The organism is Elusimicrobiota bacterium, assembly GCA_016182905.1.
In the GTDB taxonomy this organism is placed as follows: Bacteria; Elusimicrobiota; Elusimicrobia; order UBA1565; family UBA9628; genus GWA2-66-18.
Genome location: JACPFR010000005.1, coordinates 114,353 through 131,982, shown reverse-complemented (window position 1 = coordinate 131,982; position 17,630 = coordinate 114,353). Strand labels below are relative to the sequence as shown.

16 protein-coding genes are annotated in these 17,630 nt (G+C 71.2%); 7 read left to right on the top strand and 9 right to left on the bottom strand.

Annotated elements, in window-relative coordinates:
• The first annotated feature begins 95 nt into the window (after positions 1-95).
• The 4 genes from HYV14_01875 to HYV14_01860 are packed head-to-tail and all read left to right on the top strand — an operon-like array spanning position 96 to position 4,180.
• Positions 96-1,817: a PAS domain-containing protein gene (locus HYV14_01875; protein ID MBI2384739.1), complete on the top strand. Its 1,722-nt coding sequence runs from the start codon at positions 96-98 to the stop codon at positions 1,815-1,817.
• Positions 1,787-2,260: a response regulator gene (locus HYV14_01870; GenBank protein MBI2384738.1), complete on the top strand. Its 474-nt coding sequence runs from the start codon at positions 1,787-1,789 to the stop codon at positions 2,258-2,260. The genes HYV14_01875 and HYV14_01870 overlap by 31 nt, the downstream gene beginning before the upstream one ends.
• A complete protein-coding gene (locus HYV14_01865; protein MBI2384737.1) occupies positions 2,245-3,705 on the top strand; it encodes a response regulator in 1,461 nt (486 codons plus the stop codon). Before HYV14_01870 ends, HYV14_01865 begins: the two co-directional genes overlap by 16 nt.
• A complete protein-coding gene (locus HYV14_01860; protein MBI2384736.1) occupies positions 3,686-4,180 on the top strand; it encodes a response regulator in 495 nt (164 codons plus the stop codon). The genes HYV14_01865 and HYV14_01860 overlap by 20 nt, the downstream gene beginning before the upstream one ends.
• 26 nt (positions 4,181-4,206) lie before the next feature.
• Here HYV14_01860 and HYV14_01855 read toward each other — a convergent pair whose 3' ends face one another.
• The 9 genes from HYV14_01855 to HYV14_01815 all read right to left on the bottom strand — a co-directional run bounded on the left by HYV14_01855 (position 4,207) and on the right by HYV14_01815 (position 14,394).
• Complete coding sequence (locus HYV14_01855; GenBank protein ID MBI2384735.1) at positions 4,207-5,118, bottom strand: UDP-3-O-(3-hydroxymyristoyl)glucosamine N-acyltransferase; 912 nt, start codon at positions 5,116-5,118, stop codon at positions 4,207-4,209.
• A 13-nt stretch (positions 5,119-5,131) separates the two neighbouring features.
• A complete protein-coding gene (locus HYV14_01850) occupies positions 5,132-5,428 on the bottom strand; it encodes an acyl carrier protein (GenBank protein MBI2384734.1) in 297 nt (98 codons plus the stop codon).
• A gap of 15 nt (positions 5,429-5,443) precedes the next feature.
• Positions 5,444-6,439: an NAD(+) synthase gene (gene nadE, locus HYV14_01845; protein MBI2384733.1), complete on the bottom strand. Its 996-nt coding sequence runs from the start codon at positions 6,437-6,439 to the stop codon at positions 5,444-5,446.
• A gap of 16 nt (positions 6,440-6,455) precedes the next feature.
• Positions 6,456-8,435, bottom strand: coding sequence for an asparagine synthase (glutamine-hydrolyzing) (gene asnB / locus HYV14_01840; protein ID MBI2384732.1), 1,980 nt, complete (start codon positions 8,433-8,435; stop codon positions 6,456-6,458).
• A complete protein-coding gene (locus HYV14_01835) occupies positions 8,435-9,964 on the bottom strand; it encodes an AMP-binding protein (GenBank protein ID MBI2384731.1) in 1,530 nt (509 codons plus the stop codon). Before HYV14_01835 ends, asnB begins: the two co-directional genes overlap by 1 nt.
• A gap of 81 nt (positions 9,965-10,045) precedes the next feature.
• On the bottom strand, positions 10,046-12,415 hold the full coding sequence (gene ppsA / locus HYV14_01830; GenBank protein MBI2384730.1) for a phosphoenolpyruvate synthase: 2,370 nt from the start codon (positions 12,413-12,415) through the stop codon (positions 10,046-10,048).
• 8 nt (positions 12,416-12,423) lie between these two features.
• A complete protein-coding gene (locus HYV14_01825) occupies positions 12,424-12,747 on the bottom strand; it encodes a hypothetical protein (protein ID MBI2384729.1) in 324 nt (107 codons plus the stop codon).
• 64 nt (positions 12,748-12,811) lie between these two features.
• Positions 12,812-13,708, bottom strand: a complete 897-nt coding sequence (locus HYV14_01820; GenBank protein ID MBI2384728.1) for a universal stress protein — start codon at positions 13,706-13,708, stop codon at positions 12,812-12,814.
• A complete protein-coding gene (locus HYV14_01815; GenBank protein MBI2384727.1) occupies positions 13,705-14,394 on the bottom strand; it encodes a dienelactone hydrolase family protein in 690 nt (229 codons plus the stop codon). The genes HYV14_01820 and HYV14_01815 overlap by 4 nt, the downstream gene beginning before the upstream one ends.
• Positions 14,395-14,506: 112 nt before the next feature.
• On the opposite strand from HYV14_01815, the gene HYV14_01810 reads away from it, so the two are divergent.
• Genes HYV14_01810 through HYV14_01800 form a run of 3 tightly spaced genes read left to right on the top strand, consistent with a single transcriptional unit; the run spans position 14,507 to position 17,629 of the window.
• On the top strand, positions 14,507-15,682 hold the full coding sequence (locus tag HYV14_01810; GenBank protein MBI2384726.1) for a class I SAM-dependent methyltransferase: 1,176 nt from the start codon (positions 14,507-14,509) through the stop codon (positions 15,680-15,682).
• 52 nt (positions 15,683-15,734) lie between these two features.
• Complete coding sequence (locus tag HYV14_01805) at positions 15,735-16,373, top strand: TetR/AcrR family transcriptional regulator (protein ID MBI2384725.1); 639 nt, start codon at positions 15,735-15,737, stop codon at positions 16,371-16,373.
• On the top strand, positions 16,370-17,629 hold the full coding sequence (locus HYV14_01800; GenBank protein ID MBI2384724.1) for a TolC family protein: 1,260 nt from the start codon (positions 16,370-16,372) through the stop codon (positions 17,627-17,629). The genes HYV14_01805 and HYV14_01800 overlap by 4 nt, the downstream gene beginning before the upstream one ends.
• Position 17,630 lies beyond the last annotated feature (1 nt).

Below are 17,630 nucleotides of genomic sequence, written 5' to 3'. Positions count from 1 at the left end.
GTGACGGGCCGAGCGCAATAGCTTTACACGCCATCCATGGGCTTGCGCCTTCATTCCGAGTAACCTCGTATTAGGGGATCATCGGGAGGTGGACCATGGGGGGTCAAGAGTCCCGGCCGGCGTTCCGCGGCCGGGAGGCGTTGGAGCAGTGGCTCTTGGCGTGCGCCTCGGCCGTCGGCGTCTATGCGCTCTCCCGCGCGGGCCTGAACCTCTCGACCGGCCCCGCCGACGCCGCCCCCTTCTGGCCCGCGGCCGGATTCGCGCTCGCGGCGACGGCGCTGTGGGGGCCGGGCGCCGCCTTCGGCGTCTTCTTCGGCGCCGCGCTGGCCTACGAGCGGCCCTCGTCCGCCGGCGCCGGCGCGGCCCTCGTCCCCGGCCTGACGGCGATGGCCTTGGCCGGGCTGGGAGCCGCCGCGCAGGCCCTGATGGGAGCGGCCGTCTTCCGCCGCGCGGGATCGGCGGCGTTCTTATGGGCCGCGGCGGCGCTGATCGCCTTGGTCAGCCCGGGCTTCGAGCTGCTCGCGCTCGCCGCCGCCGGCGCGCCCCCGGGCCTCGATTGGGCGCGGGCCGCCGCGATCTGGTGGATCGGCAACGCCTCGGGCCTTCTCGTCGTCGCGCCGCTGCTCCTGGCCGGCGCCCGGCCGCCGCCCTTCGGCGCGCGCCGCTCGGCGGCCGCTCCGCCGGAGTTCAGCGGACGGCTGTTCGACCGCCTGCCGATCGGCCTCCTGATCCTGCGCCTCGACGAGCCCGAAAAGGCCGCGTCGCTGCGCGTCGTCAGCCTGAACGCGGCGGGGCGGTCCCTGGCCGGGGCCGAAGGCGCGCGCGCGGCGGGGGCCCTGCTGAGCGAGTTCTCCCCCGAGTCCTTCGCGACCGAGCTCCCCGCGGCCTGCGTGTCGGCGCTCAAGACCGGGGAGAGCCGCGTCCTCCACGAGTTCACGAGCCGGCACGCTCCGGGAGCCTATTTCAACGTGAACGTCTTCCCGCTCGGCGGTCCCGAGGTCGGCGTCGCCTTCGAGAACGTCACCGAGCGGAGGAACGAGCAGCGCCGCGCCCGGGCGCAGGAGCTCGAGCGGCGCACGGCCGAGCTGAGCCGCTCGAACCAGGAGCTCAGCCAGTTCGCCTACGTGGCCTCGCACGACCTCAGCGCGCCCCTGCACAAGGTCAAGGCCTTCGGCAGCCGGCTCCAGGAGAAGGTCGAAGGAAAGCTCGACGAGGAGGGCCGCGATTATCTTCGCCGCATGCTCCGCGCCGTCGACGGGATGCAGAGCCTCATCGACGCGCTCCTGGCGCTCTCGCGGGTGTCGACGCGCGGCGCCCCGGCGGAGGTCGTGGACCTGGGGGCGCTGACCCGGGACGTCGTGGAGAGCCTCGACCACGAGATCTCCCGCGCGCGGGCCCGCGTCGAGATCGGAGACCTCCCGCGGATCAGCGCCGATCCCCTGCAGATGCGCCAGCTGCTCCAGAACCTCCTGTCCAACGCCGTCAAATTCCACGCGCCCGGCGCGGCGCCCCGCGTGCGCGTGAGCGGGAAGGCGACGGAGGACGGGCTGTGCGAGCTCGTCGTCTCCGACAACGGCGTCGGCTTCGACATGAAGTTCGCGGAGCGGATCTTCCAGCCGTTCCAGCGGCTGCAGTCCAGCGCCGAATACCAAGGCACCGGGATGGGCCTGGCGATCTGCCGGAAGATCGTCTCCCGCCACGGCGGGACGATCGGCGCGGCGAGCGCTCCGGGGCGCGGCGCCGAGTTCAAGGTGGTCCTGCCCGTCTCGCAGGAAGGGAGGATGGCATGGCAGCCCCAAGAAAAAGCGTTCAGCTGATCATCGCCGAGGACGACGAGGACGACTATTTCCTGACCAAGAGCGCGTTCGAGAAAGCCGGCCTGCGCAACGAGCTCGTCTGGGTCAAGAACGGCGAGGAGCTGCTCGAGACGCTGAAGCGGAGCCCGGCGAAGGACGGCGCCGCCTCCCCGAGCGGGGCGCGCCTCGTGATCCTGGACCTCAACATGCCGCGCATGGACGGCCGCGAGGCGCTCGCGAGGATCAAGGCCGACCCGGAGCTGAGGCGGATACCGATCATCGTGATGACCACCTCGAGCGCCGAGGAGGACGTCATCCGCTCGTACGACCTCGGAGCCTGCTCCTTCATCCATAAGCCGGTGACGTTCGCCGATTTCGTGTCGGCGGCCAATCTACTCAGATGCTACTGGCTCGAGATGGTCGAGCTTCCGGGCGGCGGAGGAGCGACATGGACAAAAACATAAGGATCCTGCTGATCGAGGACGATCCCGACTACACTTTGCTGATGAACCTGTACATCGACGAGGCGTGCGGCGGGTCCATGAAGCACGAGGTGGAGAGCGCCGTCAGCCTCGCCCAGGGACTCGACCTGCTCGCCCGCCGCGAGTTCGACATCGTCCTGCTCGACCTGATGCTCCCGGACAGCCAGGGGCTGGAGACCTTGGCCGCGCTGCGCCGGCGCGCGCCCGGGGTCCCGGTCGTCGTGCTGACCAACCTCGCGCTGGAGGAAACGGGGCTCAAGGCCATCGGCGAGGGCGCTCAGGACTTCCTGATCAAGAGCAAGGTCGACCAGCAGCAGCTGAGCCGCGCGGTCGGCTTCGCGCTCGAGCGCAGCCGGCTGTTCCGGCAGATGGAGAGCCTCGTCGCCGCGTCGCCGGACGGCATCGTCATCGTCGACTCGGAGCGCATGGTCCGGTACGCCAACCCCGCCGCGCTGGCCCTGCTCGACCGCAAGGCCGAGCAGGTGCAGGGGCGGCTCTTCGAGCATCCCATCCGGGGCGAAGGCGCGACCGAGATCGAGCTGCGCGGGGCGAAGGGGCCGGTCACGGCCGAGCTTCGCGCCGCCCCGGTCGAATGGCGGGGCGCCCCGGCGCGCCTGGTCTCGATCCGGGACATCACCGAGCTGCGCAAGCTCGAGCAGGTCCGGGCCGAGGTCAAGGAGCGCCGGCGCATGGATCAGCTCAAGGACAAGCTGCTCAGCACGGTCTCGCACGAGCTGCGCACGCCGCTGAGCATCATCAAGATGGCCGTCGGCACGATCCGCGACCGCCTCGCCGGCCCGCTGACCGAGGACCAGGAGAAGATGATCCGCATGGCCGACCGGAACGTCTCCCGGCTGGCGCGCATCCTCTCGAACTTCCTCGACCTGTCGCGCCTCGAGTCCGGGAACGCGCTGGCCGACCTCGCCCCGCTCGACCCCGGGGAGCTGGTGCGGGAGATCGCCGACGACCTGCGCATGACCTACCGGAGCCGGAGCGTCTCCCTGACGGTGGACGCGGCGAAGGGCCTGCCGCGCGTGAAGGCCGACCGGGACATGATCTCGCAGGTCCTGTCGAACCTGCTCGACAACGCCCTGCGCTACGCGCGGGAGCGCGTCGAGATCCGGGTCAAGCGCGTCGCCGAGGAGGTCGTCATCAGCGTCATCGACGACGGCAAGGGCATCCCCGAGGGACGGAGCGCGGACCTCTTCAACAAGTTCGTCCAGCTCGACCGCCCGAAGGGCGGCGAGGGCTACAAAGGAACGGGATTGGGCCTGGCCATCTGCCGGGAGATCATGACCATCAACGGCGGCCGCATCTGGGCGGAGAACGTCGCGGGCCGGGGAGCGGGCTTCAACATCGCGCTGCCGGTCGCCGCGCAGGCCGCGGCGGCCGCGGCCGGAGGACGCCATGACGCATCTGAAAAGTAGACGAGTGCTCATCGTCGACGACGAGAGCGACCTGACCGAGGCGCTCGCGATACGCCTATCGTCGGGCTGGGGGTTCACGGTTGCCGTCGCCCATGACGGCGACGAGGGGCTGAGGAAGGCCTCCGCCTTCAAGCCCGAGGTCATCCTGCTCGACATCGCGATGCCGCGCGTGGACGGCTGGGAGATGTGCCGCCGGCTGCGCGACGACCCGGAGACCCGAAGCACGCCGATCGTGGTCATGACCGCGTGGTCCACCGAGGACCTTCATCGCCGGGCGGACGAGGAAGGCGTCTCGAAGGTGCTGCTCAAGCCGGCCGACGACGACGAGCTGCTCTCCGTCCTGCGCTCCGTGACGGGGACCTCCCGGCCCCCGGAGACGGTCGCCGCCGGCGGCGCGGGGGAGCAGGAGCGGGATCGGGATAAGGATCGGAGGAAGCCGCCGCGCGGCACCGCGCGCGACCGCCGCCACCGCTGACGGCGGCGGCGGACGAGCCGGTGCCGTCAGCGGTCCTTCCGCCGCGACCCGTGCCGGCGGCCCTCGGCGGGCGCGCCCAGCACGGGAATGGGCTTCGCGGGGTTGCCGAAGACGCGGGCCCGGGCCGGGACGCTGCGCGTCACCACCGCGCCGATGCCGATGAAGGCGCCCGCGCCGACGGATAACTTCTGCACGAGCGCGCAGCCCGGAGCGAGCCAGGCGTCGCGGCCGATCGCGACCGAGCCGCTGACCGCTACGCAGGCCGTGATCATCGCGCCCTCGCCGATGCGGCAATTGTGGGAGATGTGGCAGTGGTCGTCGATCTTGACGTGATCCTCGATGACCGTGTCCCCCAGGGCCCCGCGGCAGACGGTCGTCAGGCTCCCGATCTCCACGTGGTCGCCGATGACCACCCGCCCGATGTGGATCATGCGCAGCGCCCGGTTGGCGCCGTCGCGCTCGAAGCCGAACCCGGACTCCCCGATCACGGCCCCCGACTTGATGTCGCAGCGGCGGCCGATGCGCGTGCCGCTCTTGATCACCGCCAGGCTGCCGACGCGGGTCCCCTCCCCGATGCGCACCCCGCTCTCGATGACCGCGTGGAGGCCGATCCGCGCGGTGGGATGGATGTCGGGCGGCGCCGAGTCCTCCTCGAAGCCCGGGGACTCCTGGAGCAGGTGCTGGGCGCGGATGAACTCCAGCCTCGGCTTGTCCGCGCGCAGGACGGTCAGGGAGCTCGACGCCGACGGCTCGGAGGCGAAGACCGTCCCGGAGCTGGCCGCCCCGGGGCTGCGGTCCAGCGAGAAGGACAGCCCGTGGCCCGAGAGAGCCTCCAGGCCGCACAGCTCCCGGATCTCGCGGTCCTCGCCGAGGAGCTCGAGCCCCAGCGCCCGGCTCAGGTGCGAGGCCCGGACCGGGCTGAGCAGGTTCTTTCCCATGAAGGCTCTCCTCTCAGGCCGCCGCGAGCGTTTCGGGGCGCGCCGCGGCCTGCTTGAGGCGCACGAAGGCCGCCAGCCGCGTCACCGTGTCGAAGTTCTCCGGCCGGACCTCCGACTGCTCGACGCGCACGCCGAAGCGCCGGGACAGGAAGGCCGCCAGCTCCACGACCCCGAGAGAATCGATGATCCGCTCGCGGATCAAGGAGACGTCGTCGGAATAGGTGAAGCCCTCCTCGCTGTACAGGAGATCGGTCGCGATGAAGCCCCGTATCGCCGTCTCGATGTGCTGATCGTTCGCGTTCTTATCCATTGATGTCTCCTCCGTTCACGCGTAGGCCGTCTTGGCCGGCTCGAGGATCGGCGGGCTGAGCCGCAGGTACTCGGTGGCTCGCTGCTTGCCCGCGATGTCGTCGAAGACCCGCTGGACCTGCACCTCGGGCAGGCCCATGCCGCTCGCGACCTCGGGCACGGGGACGTCGTTCTCCCGCGCGAACCAGATCGGGTCCAAGGTCGAGAAAGGCAGCCGGAAGAAGAACTCGGCCTGGTCGCAGGGAGCGCTGTAGGTGTCGGTCGTGGGCGTGCGCCGCTGGATGCTCTCCGGCACGCCGAGGTGCCGCGCGAGCTGATAGACCTGGGTCTTGAACAGATGCGCGATCGCCTGGATGTCCACCCCCCCGTCCCCGTGCTTGACGAAGAAGCCCTGGGCGTGCTCGTTCTTGTTCGACGTGCCGATCACGGCGAACTGCCGCGCCTCGGCGTGGAAATACAGCATGCTCATGCGCGAGCGCTGCTTGAGGTTCGACGCGGCGACTATCTCCAGCATCTCGCGCGCCCCCAGCGGGAGGGTCTCCTCCCGGCCGTCCGGGGCGATGACGGTGACGGAGTAGACGTTGAACGAGCCGGACTCGAGGAGGTCCTGAGGGAGGACGATCTTGGCCTTCCAGCCCGCGTCGGCGTCGTATCCCGGGCAGACCCGGCGGATCGCGTCGTCCCGGCGCCGGTAGCAGTCGAAGCCGTCCAGGGCCTTGGTGATGTCCTCCAGGAGCGGCTCGACGCCGTAGGCGGCGGCCAGCTCGCGCCCGAGCTTCTCGCTGAGGGAGTCGGAATCGCGATCGGGCATCATCACCGCGGTGACGTTGCCCGCGCCGAAGGCGCGCACGGACAGGGCCAGCACGACGGCCGAGTCGATGCCGCCGCTGATCCCCACCACGGCCCCCCTGCGCTTCATCTCCCGGCGGACGTTCCGCCGCAGGAAATCCACGATGCGGGCCGTCTCCGCGGCCGGGTCGATGTCCACTTGGTTCCGGTTGAAGCGCGTCATGATAGTGTCCTCCAGGTTAGTTGGCGTTCAGCCGGCAGACCTTCACCGGGTCCGTCGCGCCCAGCGGGGACGTCCGCCGGGCGCTCTTCACGAACTGATGATGCAGCAGCTGCGTCGAGAGGATCCCGGCCACCGCCATGTCGTCCGTCTCCCCGATCGGCGCCCCGGCCTCGATCTTTCCCACCAGCCGCGCCACCGCCGCGGGCCGGAACAGGCCGGAGCCCGCCAGCGCCCTCTCGCCGAGGAGCTCGCGGACGTAGTCCGGGGCGCCCGCGTGGAAGAAGCTGCGGTGGATCGGCGCCCGGTACGGCCGCTTGGGGCGGCCGCTGATCCGGGCGGGCAGCCAGGGGCCCGCGGCCGCCTTGAGCAGGTGCTTCTCGCGCAGGACGCGCATCTTGAGGCGCGGCGGGAGGCGGTTGCAGAACTCGGTCAGCCGGACGTCGAGGAACGGGAAGCGTCCCTCGATGGAGTTCGCCATCCCCATCCGGTCGCCCTGGGAGGAGAGCAGGTAGTGCGACAGGAAGATGCTGATCTCCAGATGCTGCGCCCGCGCCAGCGGCCCCCAGCGCCCGAACGAAAGGGGCAGGGCGGCGGCGAGCCGGGCGAAGTGCGGCTGCGCCGCGGCCTCGCCGGCGAGGAAGCGCCAGGTGCGCAGGTTGTTGCGCCAGCGCACCGCGTGGGAGTACCACGGGGACTCCGTGTCGCCGAGCCCCTCCCCGAAGAACGCGGCGAGCGTCTCGTGATGGCTCTCCCCGAGCCCTCCGATGTCGGGATAGAGCCGCTTGAGCAGCATCGGCCGCCCCTTCCCGCGGGGCTCGCGCGCCCAGAAGCGGCGCACCTTCGCCTCCTTGAAGATGTCGTACCCGGCCAGGAACTCGTCCGAGCCCTCTCCGGTCAGCACCACCTTGAAGCCCCGGTCGCGCACGAGCCGGGAGAGGAGGAACATCGGGGCCGGGGCCGTGCGCATCATCGGAGACTCGGCGTGCCACACCACCTCGGGGAAGACCCGGCCGATGTCCTCGTACGTCGCCTGGACGACGTGATGCTCGGTGCCCAGATGCGCCGCCATCTCCCGCTGATACGAGCTCTCGTCGAAGCGCGCGTCGTCGAACGCGATGGAGAAGGTCACGAGACGGTTCGTCGTGCTCCGCCGCACGATCGCGGCGATGGCCGAGGAATCGAGGCCGCCGCTGAGGTAGGCGCCGACCGGGACGTCGGCGCGCAGCCGTATGCGGCAGGCGTCGGTCAGCAGCGCCCGGAACTCCTCGACGACCTCCTCGAACGGGCGCCCCGCCGCGGCGGCGCCCCCGTCCTCGGGGAAGGCGTTCTCCCAGTAGCGTTCGACGCGAAGACCGCGCTCGTCCGCCAGCAGGAAATGCCCGGGAGGCAGCTCGAGGACCCCCTTGAACGCCGTGTGCGGCGCGGTCGGGGCCCAGAACAGGAAGACCTGCCGGACGACCTCCGGGTCGATCTCCGCCCGCGCGCGGGGGTCGCTCAGGATGGATTTGACCTCGGAGGCGAACAGGAGGGTCCCGCCGGGCGTCTCGGCGTAGAACAACGGCCGCACGCCGAGGCGGTCGCGGCCGAGGAAGAGGCGGCGCCGTCTCGCGTCCCAGATCGCGATGGCGAACTGGCCGTTCAGGCGCTCCAGGCAGCGCGGCCCGTGCCGCTCGTACAGATGGAGCACGACCTCGGTGTCCGTCCGCGTCCGGAAACGGTGGCCCTGCGCTTCGAGCTCCGCGCGCAGCTCGACGTAGTTGAAGACCTCGCCGTTGAAGACGATCCAGAGGGTGCCGTCCTCGTTGGCGATCGGCTGCCCGCCGCCGGCGAGGTCGATGATGCTCAAGCGCGCGCTGCCGAGCCCCGCCTCGCGGTCGATCAGGACGCCGAACTCGTCGGGCCCGCGATGGCGCAGCGCGCCCAGCATCCGCCGCAGCCCCTCCTCGGCGGCCGGCTCCCGCCGCGACCGGTCGAAGACGCCCGCGATGCCGCACATCAGACGAGGTCCTTGCGCCGGAGCTTGCCCGAGGGCGTCTTGGGTAGCTCGGCGACGAACACCACCGTGCGCGGGACCATGAAGTCCTCGAGGTGCTTGCGGCAATGGGCGATCACCGCGGCCTCGAGCAGGCCGGCGCCCGGCGCGACGATGAACGCCTTCACCGCCTGGCCCAGCTCGGGGTGCGGGACGCCGACGACCGCCGCCTCCAGGACGCCGGGAAGGCGGTACAGCACGTCCTCGGTCTCGCGCGGCGCCACCTTCCGGCCGAGGCTCTTGATGATGTCGTCCTTGCGGCTGACGAAGTAGAAATAGCCCGCTTCGTCCATGCGGAACAGGTCGCCGCTGCAGCACACCCGCTCGCCCGGGAGCGGCCCGGCGCGGAACCGCCGCGCGGTCTCCTCCGGCGCGCCCCAGTAGCCGCGCATCACGTGCCGGCCGCGCACGATCAGCTCGCCCACCTCTCCCGGGCCGAGCCGTCCGCCGTCCTCGTCCTCGAGCCAGAGCTCGGTGCCCTCGAGCGCCCGTCCGGACGAGCCCGGCCGCGCGTCGACCTGCTCCGGCGGCAGGTACATCGTCCGGGCCGTCTCGGTGAGGCCGTGCATCAGGTAGAGCTCCGTCCGGGGGAAGAGGAGCCGGACCCGCTTGACCTGCTCGACCGGGAGCCCCGCCGCGGCGTTGGTGAGGTAGCGCAGGGACGAGAGGTCGATGCCGCCCAGGTCCATGCTCAGCAGCCGGGCGTAGATCGAGGGCACCGCGGCGAAGCCGGTCACCCGTTCCGCCGCCGCCTTGCGCATCACGAGGTCGGGGAACGCGAACGACTCCTCGAGCACCAAAGTCCCGCCGCAGCAGACCATGGCGAGGAGCTGGTAGAGGCCGTAGCTGAACGCCAGGGGCAGGACGCTCAGGACCACGTCCCGCTCCGAGTTCTTAAGGTAGCGCGCGACCGCCTCGACGACGAAGATCATCCCGGCGTGGTCGCACATGACGCCTTTCGCCTCGCCCGTGGTCCCCGACGTGTAGATGAGGCAGGCCAGGTCGAGGTCGATGCTCGCGGGCTCCGGCGCCGACTCCGGAGCCGTGGCCTGGATCTCGGCGAAATCGGCCAGCAGAGGATGCACCGGACGCGGGGCGCCCCCGCAGGCGACGGCGCAGCGCAGCGAGGACGCCTCCTCGGCCAGGCGCTCGAGGAGCCCCTGGCCCAGGGCGGCGACGTCCAGGACGATCGCCGACGCGGCGCAGTCGTTCAGGATGGCGAGGAGCTTGTCCGGCTTGGTCCCGCGGCCGATCGAGGCGAACGCGGCCCCGGCCTTGAGGACGGCGAAGATCGCGACGACGGCCTCGAGGGAGTTGTCGAGGTACAGCGCGACCCGGTCTCCCCTTCGCACGCCTCGCGCGAGGAGGGCGTTGGCCAGGCGGTTCGACATGGCGTCGAGCCGCTCGTAGGTGAAGCGCCGTTCGCCGCAGACCAGCGCGGTCTTGTCCGGCAGCCGCGCGGCGCTCCTCCGCAGAAGATCCTGGACCAGCATTCACAACCTCCCTTTGCATCGGACTGCCCTTGCTGATTTTAGGAGGTAATGTCGTTCGTCACAATTGAGGCGAGGTGACGCTTATGAGCCGGGTGCTTGAACGCCCAGCTTCCTTTCCATCTCCAGGACCGCCAAAGTCGTCTTGAGCGCGGCGTCGGGATCGAGGGAGACGCTGTCGATGCCCCGCTCGACGAGGAACTGGGCGAAGTCGGGATAGTCGCTCGGAGCCTGCCCGCAGATGCCGATCTTGCGGCCCGCGGCCTTGGCCGCGGCGATCACCTGGGCGATCATCGTCTTGACGGCCTCGTCGCGCTCGTCGAAGATCGGCGCGACGATCTCCGAGTCGCGGTCGACGCCGAGCACGAGCTGGGTCAGGTCGTTGGAGCCGATCGAGAAGCCGTCGAAGATCCTCGCGAACTCCGCGGCGAGGATCACGTTGCTCGGGATCTCGCACATCACGTACACCTCGAGGCCGTCGCGGCCGCGCTCGAGCCCGTGCCGCGCCATCTCGGCGAGGACCTTGCGCCCCTCCTCCACGGTGCGGCAGAAGGGGATCATCAGCTTGAGGTTCTTGAGCCCCATCGTCTCGCGAACCTTGCGCACCGCGCGGCACTCCAAGGCGAAGCCCTCGCGGTAGCGCGGATGATAGTAGCGCGAGGCCCCGCGGAAGCCGATCATCGGGTTCTCCTCGCGCGGCTCGAAGGCCGCCCCCCCGAGCAGGCCGGCGTACTCGTTGGTCTTGAAGTCGCTCAGGCGCAGGATCACGTCCTTCGGATGGAAGGCCGCCGCGAGCATCGCCGCGCCCTCGGCGAGCGTGTCGACGAAATAGGACGGCTTGTCCTCATATAAGGACGTCAGGCGGGCGATCTCCGCGCGCTCCCCGGGGTCCTCGACGCGCTCGGGGTGGACCAGGGCCATCGGATGGACGCGGACGAAGTTCGTGATGATGAACTCCATGCGGGCGAGCCCCACGCCCGAGTTCGGGACGCGCGAGAGGCCGAACGCCTCCCGGGGGTCGGCCGCGTTGAGCATGATGTCGGTCCTCGGCTTGGCGAGGCCCTTGAGTTCGACGCGCTCGACGGCGAAGGGCAGCCTCCCTTCATAGACGAAGCCCGCCTCGCCCTCGGCGCAGCTCACCGTGACCTCGTCCCCGTCCGAGATCATCTCCGTCGCCGTCTCCGCGCCCACCACCGCCGGCAGGCCGAGCTCGCGGCTGACGATGGCGGCGTGGCAGGTGCGTCCCCCGCGGTTCGTCACGACCGCCGCGGCCTTCTTCATGATCGGCTCCCAATCCGGGTCGGTCTTGTCGGTGACCAGCACCTCGCCGTCGCGCAGCTCGCCCAGGCGGCTCGCGTCCATGATGACGCGCGCCATTCCGCAGGCGATCTTCCCTCCCACGCTGCGGCCCTCGGCCAGGACCGCGCCCCGCCGCTCGAGGCGATAGGTCTCCATCACGTCCGCGCGCAGGCGGGACTGCACCGTCTCGGGCCGGGCCTGCAGGATGTACAGCCGTCCCGTCGCCCCGTCCTTGGCCCATTCGATGTCCATCGGGCAGGGCGCGCCCTTCTTCTGCGAGTAGTGGTCCTCGATCATGCAGGCCCAGCGCGCCAAGGTCAATATCTCCTCGTCGTCGACGGCGAAGCGCGCGGCGTCGGCCGGAGCCACCGGCACCGCCTTGGTCCCAGCGTCGTCGTAGACGATCTTCACCTTCTTGCTGCCCGCGGTCTTCTGGATGATGGGGCGGAAGCCGGCCTTCAGCGCGGGCTTGAAGACGATGAACTCGTCGGGGTTGACGGCGCCCTGGACGATGCTCTCGCCCAGGCCGTAAGCCGCGTTGATGAGCACCGCCTCGCGGAAGCCGGTCTCGGTGTCGAGCGTGAACATCACTCCGGACGAGGCGAGGTCGGAGCGCACCATGAGCTGGACCCCGACCGACAGGGCGATCCGGTCCTCGTCCACGCCCTGGTCGACGCGATACGAGATCGCCCGGTCGGTGTACAGGGAAGCGAAGCAGCGGCGGCACGCGTCCAGCAGGGCCGCGCGCCCCGTCACGTTGAGGAAGCTCTCCTGCTGGCCCGCGAAGCTCGCGTCAGGGAGGTCCTCGGCGGTAGCGCTGCTGCGCACGGCGACCGCCGCGTCCCTGCCTCCGCCCAGGCGCGCGTACGCCGCCGCGATCGCCTCCTCGAGGTCCTTCGGGAACGCGGCGGAGAGGATCGCCCGGCGCGCCGCCTCGCCGGACCCCCGGGGCCGCTTGAGCCCGAGGGAGCCGGTGAAGCGGCGGTAGGCGTCGGTGGTGATCGCGAACCCGTCGGGCACGGGCACGCCCCGGGGGGACAGGACGCGGTACATCTCGCCCAGCGACGCGTTCTTGCCCCCCACCGAGGCGACGTCGCCGAGGCCGATCTCGTCGAACCGCTTGACGAGACCGGTCGCCGGCGTCGCGATGGCCATGGGCCCTCCTAGCGCGCGATGAGGCTCGGCGCGCGCTCGACGAAGAACTCGTGCGGCTCCGAGATGATCCGCGTGCCTTCCGCGGTCTCCATGGAGACGACGATCTGATGCTCGCCGTTCTCGTAGCCCGTCCAGTCGAACCACCAATAGCCGACGGCGGACCGGCAGGACTTCCAGGGGCCCTGATCGATCGAGATGCCGACCTTCTTCGCCGACTCCGGCGCGAACACGCGGACGGTGTAATCGGAGGAGGTGATCTTCTCGCTCTGCCGCGGATACTCGACGGCCAGCATCGCCGTCTTTTGGTGCTTGCGTCTCATCATCGTCGCCATAGTCTGATCTCCTTGGTCCACCTGAAGCGGAATATTATGAATGTTGCAACGCTACGGCCTCCGGCTAGTAGAGGCGGGCGCCGGCGCGCGCGCGCAGGCGCCGGACGAGCCGCGCGCGCGCGCGTCCCGAGGGCACCGCCAGGACGGGCACCGCCGCGTGACGCAGCACGCGCTCCGCCGTCGAGCCGAGCACGAAGTCCGAGGCGAAGGCGCGGCGGTGGGCGGACAGGACCACCAGCTCATAGCGTCCGGAGTTCGCCTCTGCGACGATGCGCGCCCGCGCGTCGCCGGAGCGCTCGATCATGGTCCAATCCGGGCCCGTGCCCAGCGACGACAGGAGCCGCCGCCCCAGCGCCGCGTTCCCGCCGAGGGGCCGTCCGCCCTCGTCGACGTGGAGCACGTCCAGGGCCGAGCCGAGGCCGCGCGCGACCTCCCGCGCCCAGCGCAGCGCCCGCGTCGCGTAAGGGCGCCCGTTCCACGGAGCCAGCACGCGCCCGCCCCCCGCGACGCTCCTCCTCTCCGGCACCACGAGCACGGGGATGTGCGCGCGCCGTATGACCGCCTCCGCGACCGAGCCCGCGAGCAGCCGGTCGAGGCCGGCGTGGCCGTGCGTGCCCATGACCATCAGGTCCGCGCGTTCCGGGCGCGCCAGCTCCATGATCGCCGCCGTCGGCCACCCGTGCACCGTCCGGAGCTTGAGCCGCTCCTCGGGGAACCCGGCCGCCGCGCGGCGCAGGCGCTCCTCCACCTTGCGGCGCGGCTCCACCGCCGCGGTCGAGACGCTCCCCGGCATGCCGGCGAGGCCGACCCAGCCCGCGAGCACCGGAGGGTGCTGGACGTGCACGATCTCGAGCGCCGCGCCCCAGCGCAGCGCCAGGGAGCGCGCGGCGCCGACCGCGGACAGCGACGGCGCCGACAGGTCCGCGGCCACGAGTATGCGTCTCGGCGGGAAGCGGTTCATGCCCTTCTCGGACGCAACGATACGACCCCCGGGAGATGCGCGAGGAACCAGTCGCCGGCCAGGCGCGCGACCGACTCCAGCGCCCCGCGCTCCTCGAAGAGATGCGTCGCGCCCGGCACGACCTCGAGGCGCCGCTCCGCCGTCATCAGGCTCGCGGCGACCTCGTTCATCGCGAGGACCTCGCGGTCCTCGCCGCCGACGAGCAGCAAGGTCGGGGCCTTGACCAGCGCGAGCGCCTCGACGGCCAGGTCGGGCCGGCCGCCTCGCGACACCACGGCGAAGACCTCCGAGGGGCGGGCCGCCGCGGCCAGGAGCGCGGCCGCCGCCCCGGTGCTGGCGCCGAAGTAGCCTAAAGGGAGCCCCCGGGTCTCCGGGCGGTCCCGCAGCCAGCTCGAGACCGCGTCGAGGCGCCCGGCCAGGAACGGGATGTCGAAGCGCAGCTCGGCCGTCGCGGCGTCGGCCTCCTCCTCGGACGCGGTCAGCAGGTCGGCGAGCAAGGTGGCCAGGCCGCGCCGGTTCAGCGCCTCCGCCACGAAGCGGTTGCGCGGGCTCAGACGGCTGCTCCCGCTGCCGTGCGCGAACAGCACGACGCCCGTCGCGTCCGCCGGCACGACCAGGTCCCCCTTCACCTCCACGCCCCGCGCGGGGATGCTCACGGGTGCCGGTCTCGTCGTCGTCTTCGCCATGGTCGCCGCCCTCCCTCGTCCGCCGTCTTCGTCCGGTCTCCTTTTTTTGACGATCGCATCAATCCGGCCACGGCGCGCCCGCCTTGGCCGCAGCGTTGCGGCGCGTCCCTCCATGACCAAGGACAACACGCGCTCCGCCGCGATGCTCGTCGCCGTCGACCGGAACACCGTCGTTTGGTGGGGGCTGCTCGCCGCCGCGGGCGGCCTGGCCTGGACGCTCGGGCCTTGGGGCGCGCTGTTCGCGCCGGCGGCCCTCGCCTTGGACGATATCCTCTTCTGGGTCTTCGGCCGCTCCCTGCTGTTCGACTCCCAGCTGCGCGTGCGGCGCAGCTATCAGTGGATCCACAACATGTACGACGGGACCGCCGGCAGCGGCCGGGACCTCGGCTTCAACCTCGTCGTCGACGGCGGGCTTTCCCAGCGCGCGAAATACGAGCACATGGCGCGCAAGCTCGGCCTGAGAAGGGGGATGGCGGTGTGCGACGTGGGCTGCGGCTACGGCGACTGGCTGCGCTACTGCCGCGACGAGCTCGGCTGCGAGGCCGTGGGCATCAACATGACGCCGGAGCAGGCCGAGTACGCCCGCCGCGAATACGGCCTCGAGGTGCACGCGACGAACTGGAAGGATATCCTCACGGACCCGGCTCTCCAGCGGCGCCTGTACGGCCGCTTCGACGCCGTCACCTTCATGGACACCGTCGAGCATTACGTCAGCATGGAGGACCGCAACGACCTCGAGAAGCAGAACAGGATCTACTCCGACATGTGCCTGTTCGCCGCCCGCCTCCTCAATGAGGCCTCGCCGGCCCGGCGCGTCTTCCTGTCCTGCCTGCACCAGACCCGCAAGCCGCGGGACTGGAAGTTCTATTGGCACGCCTACTTCATGGACAAGATGTACTCGGGCTATTACCCCTTCGTCGACGAGGGGCCGCTGGCGCAGTGCCGCCGGTGGTTCGGCGTCCGCAGCGTCGAGGACCGCACCGAGGATTACCGCCTCACCGGCGTGCGCGACCGCCGGCACTTCCAGGCGGTGTCCTTCCGCCTGACCCCGCGCAAGCTCGGCTACGCGGCCCTGCTCCTCCTGCTCGATCCTCACGTCGTCCATCGCGTCCTGTACTACGCCTGCGACTCGTGGATGTTCTTCTACGGCGAGGACGCCTACAGCCCGCTCTACGACGCGGAGTACCGCAGGCGCGTGAGCTGGGTCCTGCTCTACTGGATCACGCTGGAGCTGCAGCCGGCGCTCGCCCCCGCGGCGGAGCCGTCCGCCGCGGGACGCGGGTCTTGACGCCGTTGTTATACGGGTGTATAATTATACAGCCGTATAATACGGAGGCCGCATGCCCAGACCGTCCCGCAGCACCGACACGCTCCTCATCCAGGCCGGCCGCAAGCTCCTCCCCGAGACCGGCGTCTCCGGCCTGACGCTCCGCCGCGTGGCCGCCGCGGCCAAGGTCAATCTCGGCATGTTCCACTATCACTTCGGCAGCAAGCGCGAGTTCGCGCGCCGGGTCCTGACCGAGATCTACGAGGAGTTCTTCCGCGGCTTCAGCATGGAGACGGGCCTCGACGCCCCGCCCAAGGAGCGCCTGCGCGGCGCCCTCGCCGCGCTCGCGCGCTTCGCCCGGGACAACCGCAAGATCATCCTGGCCATAGTCCGGGACGTGATGGAAGGCGACGCGGTGGCCACGGAGTTCGCCAAGGCCAACATCCCCCGCCACATGGAGATCATCGCCGGCTTGGTCAAGGAATGCCAGCGCCGGGGCGAGCTCAAGGACATCCCGCTGCCCCTCGCCATGTCGTTCCTCCTGGGCGCCGCGGCCATGCCCAACGTGGCCATGGGCGTCATCGAGAGGTCCTCCGCGAAAAAACCCTTCGGCCTGGCGCCGGCCGCGCTCTTCCCGCTCTTCAGTTCCGATAAGTCCATCGCGATCCGGGTGGACCTGGCCCTCTCCGCCCTGACGCGGGAACGGACATGAATCTGGCACTCCTCCTCCTCCTGGCTCTGCCCGCCGCGGCCGTGCGCGCGGCGGGTGTCCTCACGCTGGAGGAGGCGGTCGCCGCCGGGCTCGAGGATCACCCGCGGGCGGTCGCGGCGAGAGCGGAGGCTGACGCCGCGGCGGCGCGCGGCGCGCGGGCCTACGCCGCCTACTATCCTCAGATCTCCATCGCCGCCGATTGGACCCGGAGCCGCGCGTTCTATCCGATCCTGGGCTCCGGCTCGCTGAAGGAGACGGAGGTCCACTCCGCGTCGGCGCAGTTGAAGCAGACCCTCTACGATTTCGGCCGGACCTCGGGCGCGGCGAAGGCGGCGCGGCTCAATCGCGCCGCGGCCGAGCAGGCCCGCGCGGCCGCCCGCCAGGACGCCGCGCTCCGGGTCCGGGAGGCCTACTACCTCGTCCTGGCCGCCGAGCGTCAAGTCGCCGCCGAGCGCGAGGCGGCGGCGGCGAAGGAGGAGGTCTTCCGGCAGGCCCGGGGGTACTTCGACGAGGGCGTCCGCTCGAAGCTCGACGTCAGCCGGGCGGAGGCCGAGCTCCACGCCGCGCGGGCCGCGCTCATCCGGGCGGAGAACAACCGGGACCTCGCGCGCGTCGAGCTCGCCGGCTCGATGGGAAGGCCGGGCTCCGAGACGCGCGCCCTCGCCGAGCCCGCGGCGGCTCTCGCGGAGGTCCCGGACCGGGAGGAGGCGCGGCGGCTCGCCCTGGCCGGCAGCGCGGACGTCCGGCGGCTCGATTCCCTGCTGGGCGCCGCCCGGGCGGACGCGAGCGCCGCGCGAAGCGACTACCTCCCCGTCCTCTCCGGCGCGGCGAGCGCGGGCCGGGCGGACGGCACGTTCCCCCCTCACGGGAACGTCTGGAGCGCCGGGATCGGCCTCTCCGTCCCCGTGTTCAGCGGATTCTCCACGCGCGAGAAGGCCCGGGAGGCCGACGCGGCCCTGCGGGCGGTCGCGGCCGAGCGGGAGGACACGGCGCTCGCCGTCGGGAAGCGAGCCGACGCCGCGTGGCTCGCCGTCCGCGAGGCGGCCGCGCGCGTCGAGTCGGCCGGGAAGCAGGAGGAAGCCGCCCGGGAGAGCCGGACTCTGGCGGGCGCGCGCTACCGGGAGGGAGTCGGGAGCATCATCGAGGTGACCGACGCCCAGTCCTCGGCCATCGACGCGGAAACGGCCCGCATCCAGGCGACCTATGACGCCATGATCGCGCGAGCCCGGCTCGAGCGCGCGCTCGGGAAGGAGTGAC